Origin of the sequence: Spirillospora sp. NPDC127506, from assembly GCF_040302145.1 — a bacterium.
Lineage (GTDB): Bacteria > Actinomycetota > Actinomycetes > Streptosporangiales > Streptosporangiaceae > Spirillospora.
In genome coordinates this window covers 1-18,161 of record NZ_JBEORG010000031.1, presented here as the reverse complement: position 1 = coordinate 18,161, position 18,161 = coordinate 1, and the positions used below count along the sequence as shown (strand labels likewise).

General features: G+C 72.6%; 14 protein-coding genes. 2 read left to right on the top strand and 12 right to left on the bottom strand.

Annotated features, from left to right (window positions below; translation table 11 throughout):
- Positions 1–3: 3 nt before the first annotated feature.
- From efeB to mshD, 7 genes are all read right to left on the bottom strand, one after another.
- Positions 4–1,233 carry an iron uptake transporter deferrochelatase/peroxidase subunit gene (gene efeB / locus ABTW95_RS25835; protein ID WP_500227629.1) on the bottom strand — a complete coding sequence of 410 codons (1,230 nt, stop codon included), beginning with the start codon at positions 1,231–1,233 and terminating at the stop codon, positions 4–6.
- A complete protein-coding gene (locus tag ABTW95_RS25830) occupies positions 1,230–2,339 on the bottom strand; it encodes an EfeM/EfeO family lipoprotein (RefSeq protein WP_500227628.1) in 1,110 nt (369 codons plus the stop codon). The genes efeB and ABTW95_RS25830 overlap by 4 nt, the downstream gene beginning before the upstream one ends.
- Before the next feature lie 128 nt (positions 2,340–2,467).
- Entirely contained in the window at positions 2,468–3,244 is a 777-nt protein-coding gene (gene pstB / locus ABTW95_RS25825) for a phosphate ABC transporter ATP-binding protein PstB (RefSeq protein WP_500227627.1), read from the bottom strand.
- A gap of 12 nt (positions 3,245–3,256) precedes the next feature.
- The gene (pstA, locus tag ABTW95_RS25820) at positions 3,257–4,123 is read right to left on the bottom strand and encodes a phosphate ABC transporter permease PstA (RefSeq protein WP_500227626.1); all 867 of its coding nucleotides are present in this window, start codon (positions 4,121–4,123) and stop codon (positions 3,257–3,259) included.
- Positions 4,120–5,097 carry a phosphate ABC transporter permease subunit PstC gene (gene pstC, locus ABTW95_RS25815; RefSeq protein ID WP_500227625.1) on the bottom strand — a complete coding sequence of 326 codons (978 nt, stop codon included), beginning with the start codon at positions 5,095–5,097 and terminating at the stop codon, positions 4,120–4,122. Before pstC ends, pstA begins: the two co-directional genes overlap by 4 nt.
- Before the next feature lie 43 nt (positions 5,098–5,140).
- Positions 5,141–6,244, bottom strand: a complete 1,104-nt coding sequence (pstS, locus tag ABTW95_RS25810; RefSeq protein ID WP_500227624.1) for a phosphate ABC transporter substrate-binding protein PstS — start codon at positions 6,242–6,244, stop codon at positions 5,141–5,143.
- A gap of 214 nt (positions 6,245–6,458) precedes the next feature.
- A complete protein-coding gene (mshD, locus tag ABTW95_RS25805; protein ID WP_500227623.1) occupies positions 6,459–7,319 on the bottom strand; it encodes a mycothiol synthase in 861 nt (286 codons plus the stop codon).
- 119 nt (positions 7,320–7,438) lie between these two features.
- On the opposite strand from mshD, the gene ABTW95_RS25800 reads away from it, so the two are divergent.
- Positions 7,439–9,124, top strand: a complete 1,686-nt coding sequence (locus ABTW95_RS25800; RefSeq protein ID WP_396449967.1) for a bifunctional metallophosphatase/5'-nucleotidase — start codon at positions 7,439–7,441, stop codon at positions 9,122–9,124.
- A 472-nt stretch (positions 9,125–9,596) separates the two neighbouring features.
- Here ABTW95_RS25800 and ABTW95_RS25795 read toward each other — a convergent pair whose 3' ends face one another.
- The 5 genes from ABTW95_RS25795 to ABTW95_RS25775 form a co-directional block, all read right to left on the bottom strand.
- On the bottom strand, positions 9,597–10,763 hold the full coding sequence (locus ABTW95_RS25795; RefSeq protein WP_500227622.1) for an inorganic phosphate transporter: 1,167 nt from the start codon (positions 10,761–10,763) through the stop codon (positions 9,597–9,599).
- Positions 10,760–11,377 (bottom strand): DUF47 domain-containing protein, encoded by a 618-nt coding sequence (locus tag ABTW95_RS25790; RefSeq protein ID WP_396452768.1) that lies wholly within the window; start codon positions 11,375–11,377, stop codon positions 10,760–10,762. Before ABTW95_RS25790 ends, ABTW95_RS25795 begins: the two co-directional genes overlap by 4 nt.
- A gap of 352 nt (positions 11,378–11,729) precedes the next feature.
- Entirely contained in the window at positions 11,730–11,921 is a 192-nt protein-coding gene (locus ABTW95_RS25785) for a hypothetical protein (protein WP_021597037.1), read from the bottom strand.
- A gap of 158 nt (positions 11,922–12,079) precedes the next feature.
- Positions 12,080–16,039: an EccA family type VII secretion system protein gene (locus tag ABTW95_RS25780; RefSeq protein ID WP_500227621.1), complete on the bottom strand. Its 3,960-nt coding sequence runs from the start codon at positions 16,037–16,039 to the stop codon at positions 12,080–12,082.
- A 189-nt stretch (positions 16,040–16,228) separates the two neighbouring features.
- Entirely contained in the window at positions 16,229–16,762 is a 534-nt protein-coding gene (locus ABTW95_RS25775) for a gamma carbonic anhydrase family protein (protein ID WP_396452765.1), read from the bottom strand.
- A 345-nt stretch (positions 16,763–17,107) separates the two neighbouring features.
- Here ABTW95_RS25775 and ABTW95_RS25770 point away from each other — a divergent pair.
- A partial coding sequence (locus tag ABTW95_RS25770; protein ID WP_500227620.1) for a hypothetical protein occupies positions 17,108–18,161 on the top strand: 1,054 nt, incomplete at its 3' end.

Genomic DNA, 18,161 nt, shown 5'->3' with positions numbered 1-18,161 from the left:
CCCCTACTCCGCGAGTAGAGCCCTGCCGAAGTGGTCGGAGGCGTCGGCGACACCCGGAAGTGTGAAGAAATGACCGCCGCCGAACGGAGATATGTAGTCGGCGAGCGGCTCGTCGAGCAGCCGTTCCTGGACGGCCTCGAACTGCCGGCGCGGGTCCTGCTGGAAACAGGTGAAGATCAGGCCCATGTCGAGGTCTCCGGCCTCGTCCACGCCCCGGTCGTAGTTCCAGGCCCGGCGCAGGATGCGGCTGCCGTCCGTCTCGGGAACGCGCGGGTTGGCGCGCCTGATGTGGCTGGTCAGCGGGATCACGTCGCCGACCGGGTCCAGCGCGTAGCGGGGGACGTCCGACTCGCGGGTGCCGTCGAGCGGCGCGCCGGTCTCGCGGCAGCGGCCGAAGATGCGCTCCTGCTCGGCGAGGCCGACCCGGTCCCAGAACTCCACGAACATCCGGATGAGCCGGACGACCTGGTACGTTCCGCCCGCCGTCCAGGCGGGTTCGGAGCCGTCCCGCGCGGCCCAGACGAGGCGGTCCATCTCGGCTGCGCGCCCGGTGTCGGGGTTGGCGATGCCGTCCTTGAAGCCCATGAGGTTGCGGGGCGTCCCGGACGGCCGCGGCCTGCTGACGAAGCCGTTCATCCGCCACCGGATCTGCATGGCGCCGCGCGTGTGCCGGCAGACGTCCCGCAGCGCGTGCAGGACGGTGTCCTCCTCGGAGGCGGCGAACTGCAGCAGCAGGTCGCCGTGGCACCAGGCGGGGTCGAGGTCGTCGTTCGGGAACGTCCGCATCGGGCCCAGCCGCGCGGGACGCCGCGAGGCCAGCCCGAAGCGGTCGTCGAACAGCGACGCCCCCACGCCGGCGGTCACCGTGAGCCCCCCGGCGGGAACGTCCGGCCCGAGGATGCCGGAATCGGGCGGCGGCCCGGTGACGCCCACCTCCGCCGGCGCTCCGCCGCCTGTCAGCGTCCGCGCGCGAACGGTCAGCGCACGGAACAGCTCCGCCAGTTCGGCGCGCCTCTCGGTGATCACGTCGAACGCGACGACGATCGCGCGCTCCTGCGGCCCGTCCAGGACCCCGGCCTGATGGACGCCGTGGAACGCGGAGGGTGGAGACGCCGCTCCCCCGGCCGGCCCGCCCCGGACGACCGCGCCCGCGACTCCGGCGACCGCCGCCCCGCGCAGGAAGGCGCGCCGCCCGACGGAGGCTCCCGCTGCACGCGCGCCCGGGCCGGTCATGGCGTCCTCCGGACGGCGGCGATGGTCGCGACCGACGACAGCGACTCGACGAGTTCGCCGACGGCGCCGTCGATGCGTTCACGCTCCCTGATGCTCAGCCGGCTCAGCGGAGTCCACCGCCCGTGCCGGTGCTGCGCCCGCAGCAGACGCGCGGCGCGGTCGAGCCGGGCGTCGATCCCGGCCAGGTCCATCCGGCCGTTGAGCAGCGGACGCAGCGGGTCGAGCACCGCGCGGGTCGCGTCGACGTCGGCGGCGGCCGTGGCGAGCATCGTCCCGCTGCCCTGGTCGGCCTTGCCGGTCAGCTCGAACCGGAGCGTGCCCTCCAGGATCTCGTGGGCGCGGAGCCCGAGGTCGCCGGGGTCGGTCTGCTCGCGCGGGAAGCCGTCCCGCAACGCCTCGACGTCGGCCGCCAGCCGGTCGGCCGGGCCGCGCAGCGAAGCCGCCGGCTCCCCATGCCACAGCCCGTGCTCGACCCGGTGGAACCCGGTGAACCCGGCGTCGCGGACGCCCTCCGGCAGCCCCGCCGGGCTGCCGTCGATCGCGTCCGCGAGGTCGCCGAACGTCCCGTAGGCGGCGCCGAGCCGCTCGTAGGCCAGATGCGCCGGCAGCCACGCCGCGCGGGCCGCGTCCAGATCGCCCGACCGGACGGCGTCGCGCAGCTCGTCCGTGCGGTCCTTCAGCCTGTCGAGGCCGCGCGCGACATAGGCCCGGTAGGCCCGCACCGCCGGATAGAGGTCGTTGCGCGTGATCGGGCGGACGCCGCGCGCTCCCCCGCCCGCACCGGTCACCCGGATCTGCGGCCCCGTGACGGAAGCGGCGTCCTCCGGGCGGCAGATGACCGCATACGTCCCGGCCGCGAGGCTGACACGGAGCGGACGCGTCGTCCCCGGCCCGGCGTCCTCCAGCTCCGCGAAGACCGCCCCGCCCGAGACGACCGTGACGTCGACCGCCGAGGAGTCGCCGTTGTGGACGAGCAGCACCCGCGTACCGGCGGGCGAGCGGGACCACCCTTGCCCGCAGTGCGCCCGCCCTACCTGGACGGTGACGCCCTGACCCGAATCGCCCCCGCACCCCGACAGTCCGGCGGCCACCGCGATCAGGGACACGGCGGCACGGCGAGCCCGTACCCACGCCATCCCGATCACCGCCACGCCGCCTTTCGTCTCCAGCGCCAACGGCACCGTAGACCCGCGCGGCGCGCTCGGCCGCCCGGCACGCCGGAGCATGCGAGGGGTCAGCCGAAGCGGCCGGTGATGTAGTCCTCGGTGGCCTTCCGCTCGGGGTTCGCGAAGATCTTGCCGGTGTCGCCGATCTCGATGAGCCTGCCCGGCTCGCCGGTCCCGGCGATGTTGAAGAAGGCCGTGCGGTCGCTGACGCGGGCGGCCTGCTGCATGTTGTGGGTGACGATCACGATCGTGTACCGGGTCTTCAGCTTGTCGATCAGGTCCTCGATCGCGAGGGTGGAGATGGGGTCGAGGGCGGAGCACGGCTCGTCCATCAGCAGGACCTGGGGCTGGACGGCGATCGCGCGGGCGATGCAGAGCCGCTGCTGCTGGCCGCCCGACAGCCCGGCGCCGGGCTTGCCGAGGCGGTCCTTGACCTCGTTCCACAGGTTGGCGCCGCGCAGGGACTCCTCGACGATCTCGTCCAGGCGGGACTTGCGGCGGACGCCGTTCAGCTTCAGCCCGGCCGCCACGTTGTCGTAGATCGACATGGTGGGGAACGGGTTGGGCCGCTGGAACACCATGCCGACGACGCGGCGCACCGCGACGGGGTCGACGGACGGGTCGTACAGGTCCGCGTCGTCCAGCATGACCTTGCCTTCGACGCGCGCGCCCGGGATGACCTCGTGCATCCGGTTCAGCGTGCGCAGGAAAGTGGACTTGCCGCAGCCCGACGGCCCGATGAACGCCGTCACCGAGCGCGGCTCGATCGTCATCGAGATGTCCGCGATGGCGTGGACGCCGCCGTAGTAGGCGTGCAGTCCGGAGACGTCGATCCGCTTGGCCATGTACTTCCTTCCCTAGCGGCGCGCGGTGCGCCGGGCGAAGAGGCGGGCGACCAGGTTGAGCAGCATGATGATCCCGATCAGCACGAGCGCCCCCGTCCAGGCGCGGTCGATCGAGTGCCGGTGGGGGTCGGCGGCCTGCTCCCAGATGAAGGTGGGCAGGGACGCCTGCGGCCCGTCGAACGGGTCGTCGTTGATCGCCTTGGTGAAGAAGATCGTGAGCAGCAGCGGCGCGGTCTCCCCCATGACGCGGGCGACGGCGAGCATCACGCCGGTGACGATGCCGGTCATCGCGGTCGGCAGGACGACGAGGCAGATCGTCCGCCAGCGCGGCACGCCGAGCGCGTAGGACGCCTCGCGCAGGTCGTTCGGGACGAGCTTCAGCATCTCCTCCGCGGACCTGACCACGGTCGGGATCATCAGGATCGTCAGGGCCAGCGATCCGGCGAACCCGGAGAAGCCGAACCCGAACGTCAGCAGCCACAGCGCCAGCACGAACAGGCCCGCGACGATGGACGGTATGCCCGTCATCACGTCCACCGTGAAGCCGATGACCTTGCCGAGCCGCCCGCCGCCGGCGTACTCGACCAGGTAGATCGCGGTGAGGATGGAGAGCGGGACGGCGATCGCGGTGGTGATCGCGACCTGCTCCAGCGTGCCGACGATGGCGTGGTAGGCGCCGCCGCCCGGGTCGCTGCCGCTGACCGCGTTCATCGAGAACTGGAAGAACGTGAGGTCGAGCCGCTCGGCGCCGTTGACGGCGACCGTCCACAGCACCGACACCAGCGGGATGAGCGCGAGCGCGAACGCCAGATAGACCAGCCCCTGGACGAGCCGGTCCGTGAACTTCCGGGCGGGCGAGACCGGGCCCAAGGCGCTCATGCGAACCCCTTCCGGCGCGCGACGACCGCCCGGGCGGCCATGTTGACGACCAGGGTGATCACGAACAGCACGAGCCCGGAGGCGATCAGCGCGCCGCGCCCGGTGACGGACGCCTCGGCGAAGCCGTTGGCGATGTTGGCGGCGAACGTGGCGCCGCCGTCCTCCAGGACGTGCCAGTTGATGCCGGGCACGAACGTCAGCACCATCGCGACGGCGATCGTCTCGCCCATCGCGCGGCCGAGGCCGAGCATCGACGCGCCGATCATGCCGGACCGCCCGTACGGCAGCACCGCCATCCGGATCATCTCCCAGCGGGTCGCGCCGATCGCGAGGGCCGCCTCCACGTTGGCGCGCGGGACCTGCAGGAACACCTCCCGGGAGAGGGACGAGATGATCGGCAGGATCATGATCGCCAGCACCACCGAGGCGGTGAAGATCGAGTTCTTGCCGGGGCTGTCGCCGCCGAACAGCGGGATCCAGCCGAGCGCACCGTTGAGGAAGGCGCTGATCCCCTCCATGTGCCGCGACAGGAACGCGAGCCCCCACAGCCCGTACACGATGCTGGGGACGGCGGCGAGCAGGTCGACGACGTAGCCGAGCCCGGACGCCAGCCGCCGCGGCGAGTAGAAGGAGATGAACAGCGCGACCCCGATCGCGATCGGCGCCGCGATGAGCATCGCGAGCAGCGACGACACCACGGTGCCGAACGCCAGCTGCGCGATGCCGAACCTCGGCGGCGCCGCGTTCGGGTCCCAAGTCTCGCTGGTGAGGAAGTTCGCCTCGTTCTCCCGGAGGGCCGGGACGGCCTTCCACACGAGGAACGCGCCGATCGCGGCGACGATCGCCAGCACGGCGATGCCGGAGCCGCGGGCCGCGCCGGCGAAGATCAGGTCTCCGGCGCGTCCGGTGCCCATCGGGGTGGCCGCGCGGTCGAGGGGCGCGGCGCGCACCCCGACGCCGGTCTCGGTGGTCATGAGGGGGAACCTCCTCGGATCGAACCCACGCGGGCGCCGGTGATCAGGCCAGCGCCCGCACGGACGCCTGGACCTTGGTGAGGACGCTCTGCGGCAGCGGCGCGTACCCGAGGCCGCTCAGGATCTTCTGGCCGTCCGCGCTGGAGGCGTAGGTGAGGAAGGACTTGACGAACGCCGCCTGCTCGGCCGGCAGCCCCTTCTCACATGCGATCTCGTAGGTGACGAGGACGATCGGGTAGGAGCCCGGCTCCTTCGTCGTGTAGTCGATCTTCAGTGCGACGTCGTTGCCGGTGCCGGTGACCTCCGCGCCCGCGACGGCCTTGGACGCGCTCTCCGGCGACAGCTCGGTGTACTCGCCGGCGCCGTTCTTCACGTGCGCGGTCTGCAGCTTGTTGTTCTCCGCGTACGACATCTCCACGTAGGAGATCGCGCCGGCGGTGTTCTTCACCTGGCTGGTGACGCCGTCGGACTTGGCGGCGCCCTGGCCGGTGGAGTTCGGCCACTTCTTGGCCTTCTCCCACGTCCAGATGTCCGGCGCGACGGTGTGCAGGTAGTTCGTGAAGTTGTCGGTGGTGCCGGACTCGTCCGAGCGGTAGATCGGCTTGATGTCGGACGACGGGAGCTTCGCGCCCTCGTTCTCCTTCGCGATCGCCGGATCGTCCCACTTCGTGATCCTGCCGGAGAAGATCTTGGCGATGTTCTCGGGGGACAGCTTCAGCCCGTCCACGCCCTGCAGGTTGTAGACGACCGCGACGGGGCCGACGACCATCGGCAGGTTCAGCGCGTCGCTCCCCTCGCAGCGCTCCTTCGCGGCGGCGGCCTCCTCGGGCTTGAGCACCGAGTCCGAGCCGGCGAAGGAGACCTGGCCGCCGGTGAACGCCTGGATGCCGGCGCCCGACCCGCTCGGGTTGTAGTTCAGGTCGGCGCCCGCGCACCTGCTCGCGTAGAGCTTCGTCCACTCCTCGATCGCGTTCTTCTGCGCGCTGGACCCGGCCGCGTTGACGCCGGCCTTCGCGCAGTCGATGTCGCCGGACGGCGCGCTGCCCGCGGTCGCCGTCGTGTTGTCGTCGCTCCCGCAGGCGGACAGGGCGAGCGCGCCCGCGACGACCACGCCGCCCAGGGCGGCGAGCCGGGAACCGTTCTTCACCGGAGGGTCTCCTCTGAGTTCCGTGGGGCGGTTCCTCCCGCCCCAGGCCGTCGAGTGCGACGCTAGGCAGCCGAGGTGACCGGGCACCCCGCTCCAGGTGAACGGCAGATGAACGGATACGTGCAGAGTTGCGAAGAATGCTCCGATTTGCCATGGACGCCGGGTTAACGGCGCGGCTCACCCGCACAAGAACCCGGTCGAGACGGGCTCGCCGTCAGGCGTACATCACGTCGACGGCGTACTTCGTGAAGCCCAGCGACTCGTACAGCCGGACGGCCGCGACGTTCGATTCGTCCACGTAGAGCATGAACTGCTCCATGCCGATGTCGCGCAGGTGGTGCAGGCCCTTCAGCGTGAGGGTGCGCCCCAGCCCGAGCCCCTGAGCGTCGGGGTCGACGCCCACCACGTAGACCTCGCCGACCTTGCCGGGGTGGACCTTCGTCCAGTGGAAGCCGACGAGCCGCCCGTCACGCTCGGCGAGGAAGAAGCCGGCCGGGTCGAACCACTCCTCGGCTTCGCGCTCGCGGAGGTCGCCGATCGTCCAGGCGCCCTGCTCGGGGTGGTCGGCGAACGCGCGGGCGTTGACCTCCAGCCACGCCTGCTCGTCCCGCCCGGGCTCGAAGGTGCGCAGCACCACACCGTCGGCGACGCGCACCTCCGGCAGGGGGCCGGACGCCGGGCGCCGCATCTGGAACAGCGCGCGGACCCGCTCCATCCCCTCCGAGGCGGCCAGCGCGGCGGCGGCGGGCAGATCGCCGTGCGCCCACACCCGCAGCGGGGCCTCCTCACGCAGGGCGCGGAGCAGGGCACGCCCGTGCCCGCGGCGCCGGTGCTCCGGGTGGACGACCAGCTCCCCCGACGCGGGCTCGTCCTCGCTCGCCGGATCGAAATGGGCGTACGCCACGATCGTCCCGCCCTCGGAGATCGCGAACCCGGACCGTCCGCCCCGCAGCGCCAGCAGGGCGTGCTCGCTCAGCGGCCCCACCCCGTCGGCCCGCTCCGCGGCCTCGACCAGCGCCAGCACCTCCGCGACCTCGGCGTCCCCCAGCGTCCCGCGCGCCCGCAGCTCACTCACGCCCGCCACCCTATGCGTCCGGCCGGACGCAAAGATCACCGGGGATCCTGATCAATTTGTCACAAAAACGTCACCGTGCCGCCGGGATCCGTATGCCGGCCGTACCTACCGTCCACAGAATGACTCGACGACGCACCATCCTGGCCTGCGCCGCGGCGGGGCTGACGGTCGTGGCCCTGTCGGCGCAACCCGCCGCCGCGCGGCCCGCACCGACCGCGTCCGTACGCCTGCTCGCGCTGAACGACTTCCACGGCAACCTGGAGCCGCCGAGCGGCAGCTCGGGCAACGCCATCGACGAGAACGGCAACACCGTCCTCGCCGGGGGCGCCGCCTACATCGCGACCCACATCAAGCAGCTGCGCAACCGCGACACCCTCACGGTCGCGCAGGGCGACCTGGTCGGCGCCTCGCCGCTGCTGTCCGCCGCCTACCACGACGAGCCGTCCGTCCAGTTCATGGGCGACATCGGCGTGACGGCGTCGGCGGTCGGCAACCACGAGTTCGACGAGGGCTACGAGGAGCTGCTGCGCCTCCAGAACGGCGGCTGCCACCCGGTGGACGGCTGCTCCCCCGAGGGCAAGTGGCGCGGCGCGAAGTTCGACTACCTCGCCGCGAACGTGCTGAAGAAGCGCGGCCACAAGGAGCGCCCGATCCTGAAGCCGTGGACGATCCGGCGCATCAACGGCGTCCGCGTCGGCTTCATCGGCCTCGTCACCAAGACCACCCCGACCATCGTCACCGCCGAGGGCATCAAGGGCCTGCGGTTCGACGACGAGGTCGCCGCCGCGAACCGTGCCGCGCGCGAGCTGAAGCGCCGGCACGTCCGCGCGATCGTGCTGCTGGTGCACGAGGGCGATCAGGTGCAGCCCGGCACCCGCCCCGACCAGTGCGGCATCATCCCCGGCGCCGGCTCCCGCATCGCGCAGGAGGCCGACCCCGAGATCGACGTCGTCCTCTCGGGCCACACGCACCAGCAGTACATCTGCTCGGTGAAGGACCCGAAGGGGCAGCCGCGCCTGTTCTCCTCCGGCTCGTCCTTCGGCCGCGTGATCACCGAGGTCAACCTCAAGGTGAACCGGCGGACCGGTGACATCATCCGCTCCTCGGTCAAGGGCGACAACCACGTCGTGACCCGCGACGTCCCGCCGGACCCGGCGACGGAGAAGTTCGTCCAGACCTGGAAGGACCGCGTCTCCACGATCGCCGACAAGCCCATCGGCAAGATCACCGCGGACCTGACCCGCACCCCGTCCCCCGCGGGCGAGACCGCGCTCGGCGACGTCATCGCCGACGCCCAGCTCGCCGGCACCCAGGACCTCGGCGCGCAGGTCGCGCTGATGAACCCGGGCGGCGTCCGCACGGACCTCATCTACGCCGCGAGCGGCTCGGAGGGCGACGGCGTCGTCACCTACGGCGAGGCGTTCGCCGTCCAGCCGTTCAGCAACGTGATGGGCGTGACGTCCCTGACGGGCGCGCAGCTCGACGCCCTCCTCGAACAGCAGTGGACGTCCGCGGGCGAGAAGATCCTCCAGCCGTCGGCGAACCTGCACTTCACCATCGACCGCTCGAAGCCGGTCGGCGACCGCGTCTCCGACATCACGATCGACGGCGCCCCGATCGACCCGGCCGCCACCTACAAGGTCGCGGCGAACAACTTCCTCCTGGGCGGCGGCGACGGCTTCACAGTCTTCACCGAGGGCCAGGACCAGGTCTTGGGCGCCATAGACCTGGACACGTTCGTCGCGTACTTCAACGCCCAGGGCACCATCAGCCCGCCCCCGCTGAACCGGATCTCCGGCCAGTAACCCCGACCACCCGTGGCCCGGGGCGGACGCCCAACAACGTCCGCCCCGGGCCACGCGCACCACCAAGCCACCCCGCACTCACCGACCGACCCCAACCAAGCGCCTCTTTGACGAGCACAACCCAAGCCCTCCTAGACCAAACCCGAGCCACAGCACCAACCGAAGCGGCGCCCACGAGCGTTCCAGCGGGTCGCCCCCTGAACCAACACAGCCGCCTCTCGGACGAGCACGATTCAAACGCTCTTGGACCAGACCCGAGCCGGGCCGCAGACCGAACCGACCACCACGGGCAGGCACGCGAAGGGCGCTCTAGCGCCCGCAGCGGGCATGCCCGGCGACGCAGGCGACCGCAGCGACCCCGCACAAACCGCAACAGGCACAGAAACCGCAACAAAGGAGCGAGGATCGCCTGCGTCGCTAACGGGGGTTCCAGGGGGTCGCCCCCCTGGGCAAACACAGCCCCCCCACATGGTCACGCCCCGAAGAAGTGCACCACGTAGTACACGACCGCGGCCACCACGGCGGCGGCGGGCATGGTGAGGACCCAGGCCACGAGGATGTTGCCGGCGACGCCCCAGCGGACGGCGGAGAGGCGCTTGGTGGCGCCCGATCCCATGATCGCTGAGGTGATGGTGTGGGTCGTGCTGATTGGAGCGTGCCAGATGAACGCGGTGGTGTAGAGGACGACGGAGGCCGTCGCTTCGGCGGCGAAGCCCTTGGGCGGGTCGACTTCGATGACTTTGCGGCCGAGGGTGCGCATGATGCGCCAGCCGCCCGCGTAGGTGCCGGCGGACAGGGCGCCGGCGCAGACGATGACCACCCACCAGGGCACGGTGCTGCCGTCGGCGTGCCCGGTGGTGACGAGGGCGAGGACGATGATGCCCATGGTCTTCTGGGCGTCTTGGAGGCCGTGGCCGAGTGCGAGGGACGCGGCGGACATGGTCTGGGCGATGCGGAAGCGGCGGCCGACCCGGGACGGGTTGGCCCGCCGGAAGATCCACAGGATGGCCACCATGACGAGGTAGGCGAGGCAGAAGCCGACGACGGGGGACACCACCATGGGGACGGCGACCTTGTCGACGACGGTGGACCAGTTCACGGAGGACAGTGAGGCCAGCCCGGCGCCGACGACGCCGCCGATGAGGGCGTGCGAGGACGAGGACGGCAGCCCGAAGTACCAGGTGATCAGGTTCCAGGTGATGGCGCCGAGGACGCCGGCGGCGACGACGGTGAGCCCGTGCAGGCCGGACGGCGGGGTGATGACTTCGCTGACGGTCTTGGCGACGCCGACGCCGAGCAGCGCGCCGATCATGTTCATGGCGGCGGCCATGCCGAGCGCGACGCGGGGTGTCAGCGCGCGGGTGGAGACCGCGGTGGCGATCGCGTTGGCCGCGTCGTGGAAGCCGTTGGTGTAGTCGAAGACGAGCGCGACGACGACGACCATGATGAGGACGGCCATCTGCGCGTCGGACCGGAGCCCGAGCGCGCCGCCGACCATGACCAGCAGGATGCCGGCGAGGAGGAGCAGCCAGGCCCGGCCGGAGACCCGGCGCGTGGCCTGCTCGCCGAGGGAGGTGGTTTCGTCCTGCGGGGACGGTTCCCGGGTGATGGTCACGCCGGGTTCCTCGGCAGCGCTCATGATTCCTTGACCGCTATGGTCTCGACCGTGTTGGCGACGTGCTCGAAGGCGTCCGCCGCGTCTTCCAGCCGGTCGATGACCTGCTTCAGCTTCAGCACGGTCAGCGTGTCGTACTCGCCGCTGAACAGGTGCGCGAGCAGCTTGCGGTAGGTCTGGTCGCCCTGGTTCTCGAGCCGGTTGATCTCGATCCAGTACTCGTTGAGCTCCTTCATGGAGCGCAGCCGGGGCATGGCCTCGGCGGTCAGTTCGGCGGCCCGTTCCAGCACTTCGACCATGGCGACGATGCCCTTGGGGAACTCGTCGATCTTGTAGAGGACGACGAGGTCGGCCGCTTCCTCCATCTCGTCCATGACGTCGTCTATGGTCGACGCCAGCCGGTAGATGTCCTCGCGGTCGAAGGGCGTGATGAACGTTTCGTTCAACCGTCGCATGATCGCGTGGGTGCATTCGTCGCCCGCGTGTTCGCAGGCGCGCATCTTCTCCGCGATCGCCGCCCGGTCGGCGCCGTCGCTGATGAGTTCCACGAGCAGCCTGGCGCCGGTGACCAGGTTGTTCGCCGAGTCGGCGAACATGTCGTAGAAGCTGTCCTCACGCGGCGTGAGACGCAAGCGCACGTCGTTCTCCTGATGTGCCGGAACAGTCCGCAGAGGATCGTAGGCGGTACCCGCCGTAAAAAGAACCTTTGCCCCAGCTTCGACTGGTGTCCCCCATCCTCTCACCTACAAGATTGCCCTAGATCACCAGGTACATACCCGTCGCGGGCGGGCGTATCTGGAGGGACGTCCGCCGGTTCGGCCCGCGATCGGCGGCGACCTGCGGGGCCGTGTCGGGGCCCGGGTGAGATTGCTTACATCGCGCCGGGCGGGCCGCCCGGCCGGACGTGCCGGGGCGGGGCTGGGGCGGGGCTGAAATGACGAACCGGGGACGCCCCGATCGGCGTCCCCGGAACCTGCGAGCCCTGCGGAACTAGTCCTGCGGCGTCAGCTCGCGACGACCGGCTTCGTCGGACCGTACCCCGAGCACCATGTCGATCTCAGCGACGGTGAGCGGCCGCTCCGCCGCGGCCACCGCACTGAGCATCTCGGCATAGAGTTCGATCTCGTCCAGCGCAACACGGTCGTGGACGCGCAGATCGAGATTCTGGCGCACCGCGTCCACCTCCGTTCGTTCCCCCACACCCGGGTTCGAGGCTACGCGTCCGGCCCCGACGGGCGCATGACCCAAGAGGACCATTCGCGGACCACCTTGCCCACTGGTCTTCCCGGGTGATGCCCATCTGATGCCACCGTCCTGCCGGGACGGGGACGGCGGCGCGGTCAGCCTCCGGCGCGGAAGCCGCCGAGCAGCTGCTCCAGCGGCGTTTCGGGCAGGTCGCGGGCGGTCAGCCGGGCCACGGTCGCGGCGTTGACGTCGGCGCCCGCCAGCCGGGCCGCCTGCCGCGCCACCGTCTGCTCGAACAGCGCGCGGACGGTGCGGGCGTAGGCGAACCGGGGGTCCTCCCGCATCGACGCGAACCGGGACAGCAGCTCGACGCGCAGCTCCTCGTCCAGCATGTAGAGGTCGCGCTCGGCGTAGCTCTGGAACAGGTGGACCATGTCGCGGTCGCCCATCCCGGTGAACTCCAGGACCCGGGCGAACTCGGCGCGGAACGCCGGGTTGCCCGCGAGGAAGCCCTCCATCTCCGCCGCCGGGCTCGAACAGACGACGATGAAGCGGCCCTGGCCCATGCGGCGGAGCAGCTCGTCCACGACGGCGGGCGCGCGGTCGAGCCGGTACGCCTCCTGGATGAGCAGCACCCCGCCGAGGGCCTGGTCGACCATGCCGGCGACGCGGTTGCGGGTGTCGGCGGGGTCGCGTCCCGCGAGGTGGACGGGGCGGCACGCCACCACGTGCCCGGACCGCAGCAGCCCCAGCGCCGCGTAGATGCCGCCCACGAGCCCCGCGACGGTCGTCTTGCCGGTGCCCGGAGGGCCGGTGAAGATCAGGTGGCGGGCCTCCCCGCCGGGCACCCCGTACCGGGCGCGGTCGGCGGCCAGCGCCGCCTCGTCGGCCAGTTCCCGGACGGCCGCCTTGACGTCCTCCAGCCCGGTGAGCTGGTCGAGCCGGCGCAGGTAGCCGTCGATGTCGCCGGGCGGGCGCAGCGCCGGCTCGATGCCCTCGGCGACGCCGGCGAGGTCGTCGGGGGTGAGGACGAGCCGGTCGTGCGCCGACCCGGCGCGCTCCATGTTCCGCTGCGCCGCCTGGTCCAGGTACGCCTCGACGAGGCGGGCGTTGACCAGGTCGCCGGGCCCGCGGAGCCGCTCCAGGTCGGCGCGGGCGATCTCCAGCGCGGCCGCGCCGATCGTGACGCGCCGCTCGTCCGCCAGCAGGTGCAGCAGCGTCATCCGGTTGTCGAGGTCGCTGAAGTCGGGCAGCCGGTGGACGCGGAACGCCTGCACGAGCTTCGGATGGTCCCGCAGGAGGCGCTTGTACGCGCGCGGCTCGCACGTCGCGATCACCGGCGTCGTGTTCACCGGGTCGCGGCGGGCGCGGCGCACCGCCCCCACGACGGCGCCCGGGTCGGCCGCGTCGCTGATCGCGACGTCCAGCCGCTCGAACAGGATCACCGGGCCGGGCCGGGCGAGGATCTGCCCGATCCGCTCCGGCGGCGCGTCCCGGACGTCCTCGGCGTCGTGCGCGCGGATCGACCCGTCGCCGAGGCCCGCGTTCGCCAGCGTCAGCGCGATCATCCGGGACAGCCGCCGCTGCCCCGAGTGCGGGTCGCCGACCAGCAGCACGCCGGGCAGGCCCGACCTGATCGCGCTGGGCGCGCCGTCCACCCGGGTCGCCTCGATCTCGTCGCCGGCCGGGGCGTTCCACTCCTCGGCCTGCGCGCGGACGTCGGCGAGCAGCGCGGCCGCGTCGTGCTCCCCGTAGAGGAACGCGAACCCGAACCGCTCCAGGACGCGGCGGGTGCTGCGGTCGCTGGGCGGCGGGATCTCGTCGACGGGCCTTTCCGGGGACGGCGTGTCGTCCAGGAAGTCGAAGTCGCCGACCATCGTCTTCGACATGACCTTGGTCCCCGGCGGGTTCGATCCCGGGCCGCCCGCCGGCACGGGCGGCGGCCCGGCGGCGTCGTCCTCAAGGTCGCCGGGACCGAGGACGCGCGTGCCCGGCGGCGAGTCCGGGGATGCGGGCGGGCCGGGACGCCGCGGCCCCCGGCCTCCTTCGACGCGGGTCGCGGGCGAGTCGAACGCGGTCGGCATCGCCTCGCTCACGGCGGGACCGTGCTGCGCGGCCGGGCTCTGCGGCGGCGCGGCCGGCTGAGGCGACGCGGCCGGCTGGGGCTGCGCGGCCTGCTGCGGTGGTGCGGCCGGCTGCTGCGGCACGCCCTGCGGGGGCGGCGCGGCGCCGGCCGGCTGGTATCCCAGCTGCGTGTAGGGCGGCACGAAGTCCTCGTCCCGCTCCTCCTCGGGCGGAGAGAAGCCGCCGAGCCGCGGTTCGGGCTCGGGCGGCGGCGCCGGGCTCTGCATCGCCGCCGCGGGCTGCGCGGCGGCGCCGGGACGCTGGAACCCGAGCTCGGTGTACGGCGGCGTGGCGCTCGCCTCGTCGTCCTCCCCGGACGGACCGCTGATCAGCGGGTCCGGCGAGGCGAACCCGGCCTGCCGGCCGAGCCCCGGCTGCGGGCTCGCCGCGGGCGCGGCGGCCGGGCCGGGCGCGTTCTCCCGTCCCGGCTGCGCGGGCGGCTGGACGAACGGCCGGTCGGGCTCGGACGGCGCGCCCTGCGGCTGCGGCGGGGCGCCCGGCGCGAGGCCGGGCTGGCTCTGCATGAACGGCGCCGGCTGCGCGGGCGCCGGGTTCGGCGGCGGCGTCGGCGCCGCGGCGGCGGCCGTGGCGCGGGCCCGGTTGCGCCCGATGATCCCGGCGATGATCGCGGTCGGGACGGGGAAGCCGCGCGGCCGCGCGGGCATCCCGCCGAGCCGGCACCAGGCCAGGTCGACCTCGTACATCGCGGCCAGCAGCGACTCGGCGCCCGGCCCGGACCCGGCGGCCGACCGCAGCGGTTCGGGCAGGCGCATGGACTCCGGCCAGAGGCGGCGCAGCGGATGCCCCTTCTGCTCCGCCACCGCCTGCACCGTGTAGCGGATCTCGGGGTCGAGCCAAGGGACGATGGTGCCGACCATGTCCTTGCGGACGACGTTCAGGTCGGCGGCCAGCAGCGCGGCGGCCACGAGCCGAGGCTCCAGGTAGGCGGGATCGGCGGGGTCACCGGACAGTTCCGCTATCAGCTCGCTCAGCGTGTAGAAGGTGTGCCTGAAGTTGTCGCCGGGGGAACTCTCGTTCCGCAGCGAGGGGACCAGGTTGGGCGGGCACCGGGTGAGCCACTGCTGGACGATCGCCTGGTCGCCGTAGGGCAGCGCCCCGTAGTCGACGGTCGGGTTGGCGAGCGTGGTGCCGAGGATGGCGAGCAGCGCGTCCGCCCGCATCTGGAACCGGACGTCCTCGCGGAGGACGCTGGCGATGGCCCACATCGTCCGCAGGATCACGACCGCCGCGTCCACCCGGCTGGCGCGCAGCCGTTCGGCGTAGAGCGCGACGAGCGATTCGAGGGTGGGCGGGGTCAGCCAGCGCGGGCCGTCCACGTCCGGCAGGGGCTTGGCGCGGTACGGCTTCCAGAGGTCGAGCATCTGCGCGTCCAGCCGCGCGTCGAACGCGGGCGCGGCCGAGCACCACAGCATCACGCCCCACGCGGCGACGACGGTGGACGGCGTCTCCTTGGTGAACTCCTGCCACGGGTGCGGGTAGTCGGGCGCGGGCAGCGCGGCGGCGGACTCCAGGGTCGACCGGACGCGCGACGTCAGCTCCGTCGCGAACCCGTGCCCCACGAACGGCAGCCCCGACGGCGGGTCGTAGGCGAAGTCGGGTCCGGCCGGGACGACGTGCGGCGGCAGGTTCGGCACCTGCCCGGCGCCCTGCTGCGCGGGCCGCGCCGCCATCCGGACGGCGGGCGTCCGGGGCGGCGGGCACAGATACCACTGGCCGTCGGACGGGTGCAGCCGGTACCAGCGGGCCCACGCGCCGAACAGCCACCACGTCCCGTCCGGGAGCACGAGCATGCGGCCGCCGATGGCGTGGTGGCGCTGCTGCGGCGGCGCGGTCGGCCACCACGCGGCGGCCACCATCGCCCGCGTGTCGCGCTCCGCCTCCGCGAAGGGATCCGCGAACGGACCCCGCCCCCGCTGCGGGCCGGCCGGCGGAGCGCTGCCATAGCCCGGTCCCCACACCACGATGGTCATCGTAGTCAGCAGAAAACGCCCGAGGTGTCCCTGACCGGCGCAGAGGCCGCATCACCCCAGGTCAGCGCGGAGCCAAACCGGCCTTGACGCCGCTCCCGGGGCGTCATCCCCGCGAGATCACTCCCGCCGCGTCACTCCCGCGGCGTCACTCCCACGGCGTCACTCCCACCGGCGTCACTCCCACCGGCGTCACTCCCACCGGGCGGCGCGGTGCCGCCGCGCCTTCTCCATGTAGACCGCGGGCGTGTAGTCCAGCACGAGCCGGTCGTCGTCGGTCAGCTCCCGGACGACCTTGCCCGGCGTCCCGGCGACGAGCACCCCGGACGGGATCTTCTTGCCGGGCGGCACCAGCGCGCCCGCGGCGATCAGCGTCCCGGCGCCGATGCGGGCGCCGTTCAACACGATCGCGCCGATGCCGATGAGCGACCCGGTCTCGACGTGCGCGCCGTGCACCATCGCCTTGTGCCCGAGGCTGACGCGGTCCTCCAGGACCGCCGGCATCCCCGGGTCGCAGTGCAGGCAGCTGAGGTCCTGGATGTTGCACTCGTCGCCGACGACGATCTCCGCGTCCTCGGCGCGCAGCACCGAGCCGTACCAGACGCTCGACGCGCGGCCCAGCGTCACCCGCCCGACGACGACCGCGCCGGGCGCGACCCACGCCTCCGGGTCGATCTTCGGCCGGTCGTCGCCCAACGCGCCCAGGTAGCTCACGGGGTTGCTCATGGGGCCGATGCTAGGACGCCGCCGGCGCCGCCCGGCGGGCCGCCCCCACCCGGCCGGTCCCCCGGCCCGTCCCCCGACCCGTCCCCCGGCCGGTCCCCCGGCCGGTCCGGATCCGGCCCGCGACACGGCCCCGCGGGGGAAGCGGACTTTGCCGGGATTAGATAGTTTGTCGAGCCCATCCAGATGAAGAAACGGCAGCAAGAACCGCGTTCCGGTTGCGCGAATGGGGTGGACCGGACAAGAGTCGTCCTGACGTTTCCATGTGGGCCCGCTGCGGCGGGTGAGGCTGTTATCGCAACCGACCCTGACGGGGTGATGACCCCCGCCAACGACCCCCAAGGCACCATGAGCAACGAAGCCGAGATCCTGCCGAACCTCCTCCAAGACGAGTCCTTCGAGATCGTGATGCGCGGCTACAACCGCCGCCAGGTCGACGACTACATCGCCCGCGCCCAGCAGAAGCACCGCGAGCTCGAGGCGCGGCTGGCCCGCGCCCAGGACGACGGCGAGCGCCTCCGCCGCGAGATGGCCGAGCTCAGGGAGGCGCGCAAGCCCACCGGCGACGACCTGAGCGACCGGCTCCGCCAGATCATCAACCTCGCCGAGGACGAGGCCCAGGACAAGGTCGCCCAGGCCGAGGCCAAGGGCGCGGAGATCCGCGAGGACGCCGAGCAGGAGTCCAAGCGGATCATCGAGGAGGCCCGGGCGCACGCCGACAAGAACCTCGCCCAGGCGCAGGAGAAGGCCGACCACGTGCTCGCGTCCGCCAAGAAGGAGTCGGAGAGCATCCTCTCGTCGGCCAAGCAGGAGGCGGAGCAGACGGTGACGAGCGCGCGGCTGGAGGCCGAGCGCACCCTCACCGCGTCCGAGCGCCGCGCCAGCGTGATCAACGAGGGCGCCACGCAGCGGCTCACCGCGCTCACCAAGAACCACACCCAGGCGCTGCAGCGGCTCACCGAGATCAGCGACACGCTGCACCGGCTGCTCACCGCCGAGAACGAGGCGGGCCCGCTGGAGAAGATGGTCGAGGACGCCGTCCGGCAGAGCGCCCCGCGCAAGCAGGCCCCGCCGGCGCAGCCCGCGCCGCAGCAGGCCGCGTCCGCCGCCAAGCCGATGCCAGCCGCGGCCCCCAAGGCGGCCCCCGCGCCCAAGCCGGCCGCGGCCGCCGCGCCGCCGGCCGCCCCCGCGATGAAGAAGCCCGAGCCGGCCGCCGACGCCCCGGTGCCGCCCGTCCCGCCGCAGGCCAAGCCCGCCCGGCCGGGCGACGACTCCGGCCCGTCCCAGCCCCCGATCCCGCCGCAGCAGCCCCGCGGCCCGTACACCCGCTCCAGCAGGATCGGCAGGTCGGAGGCCGGGTGGACGGCGTCGTCCAGCACGGTCGGCGCGACGCTGATCGTCT

Coding starts and splice junctions, on each gene's coding strand:
- efeB (WP_500227629.1), bottom strand. CDS start 1,233: ATGACCGGCCCGGGCGCGCGTGCAGCGGGAGCCTCCGTCGGGCGGCGC.
- pstB (WP_500227627.1), bottom strand. CDS start 3,244: ATGGCCAAGCGGATCGACGTCTCCGGACTGCACGCCTACTACGGCGGC.
- pstA (WP_500227626.1), bottom strand. CDS start 4,123: ATGAGCGCCTTGGGCCCGGTCTCGCCCGCCCGGAAGTTCACGGACCGG.
- pstC (WP_500227625.1), bottom strand. CDS start 5,097: ATGACCACCGAGACCGGCGTCGGGGTGCGCGCCGCGCCCCTCGACCGC.
- ABTW95_RS25800 (WP_396449967.1), top strand. CDS start 7,439: ATGACTCGACGACGCACCATCCTGGCCTGCGCCGCGGCGGGGCTGACG.
- ABTW95_RS25795 (WP_500227622.1), bottom strand. CDS start 10,763: ATGAGCGCTGCCGAGGAACCCGGCGTGACCATCACCCGGGAACCGTCC.
- ABTW95_RS25780 (WP_500227621.1), bottom strand. CDS start 16,039: ATGACCATCGTGGTGTGGGGACCGGGCTATGGCAGCGCTCCGCCGGCC.
- ABTW95_RS25775 (WP_396452765.1), bottom strand. CDS start 16,762: ATGAGCAACCCCGTGAGCTACCTGGGCGCGTTGGGCGACGACCGGCCG.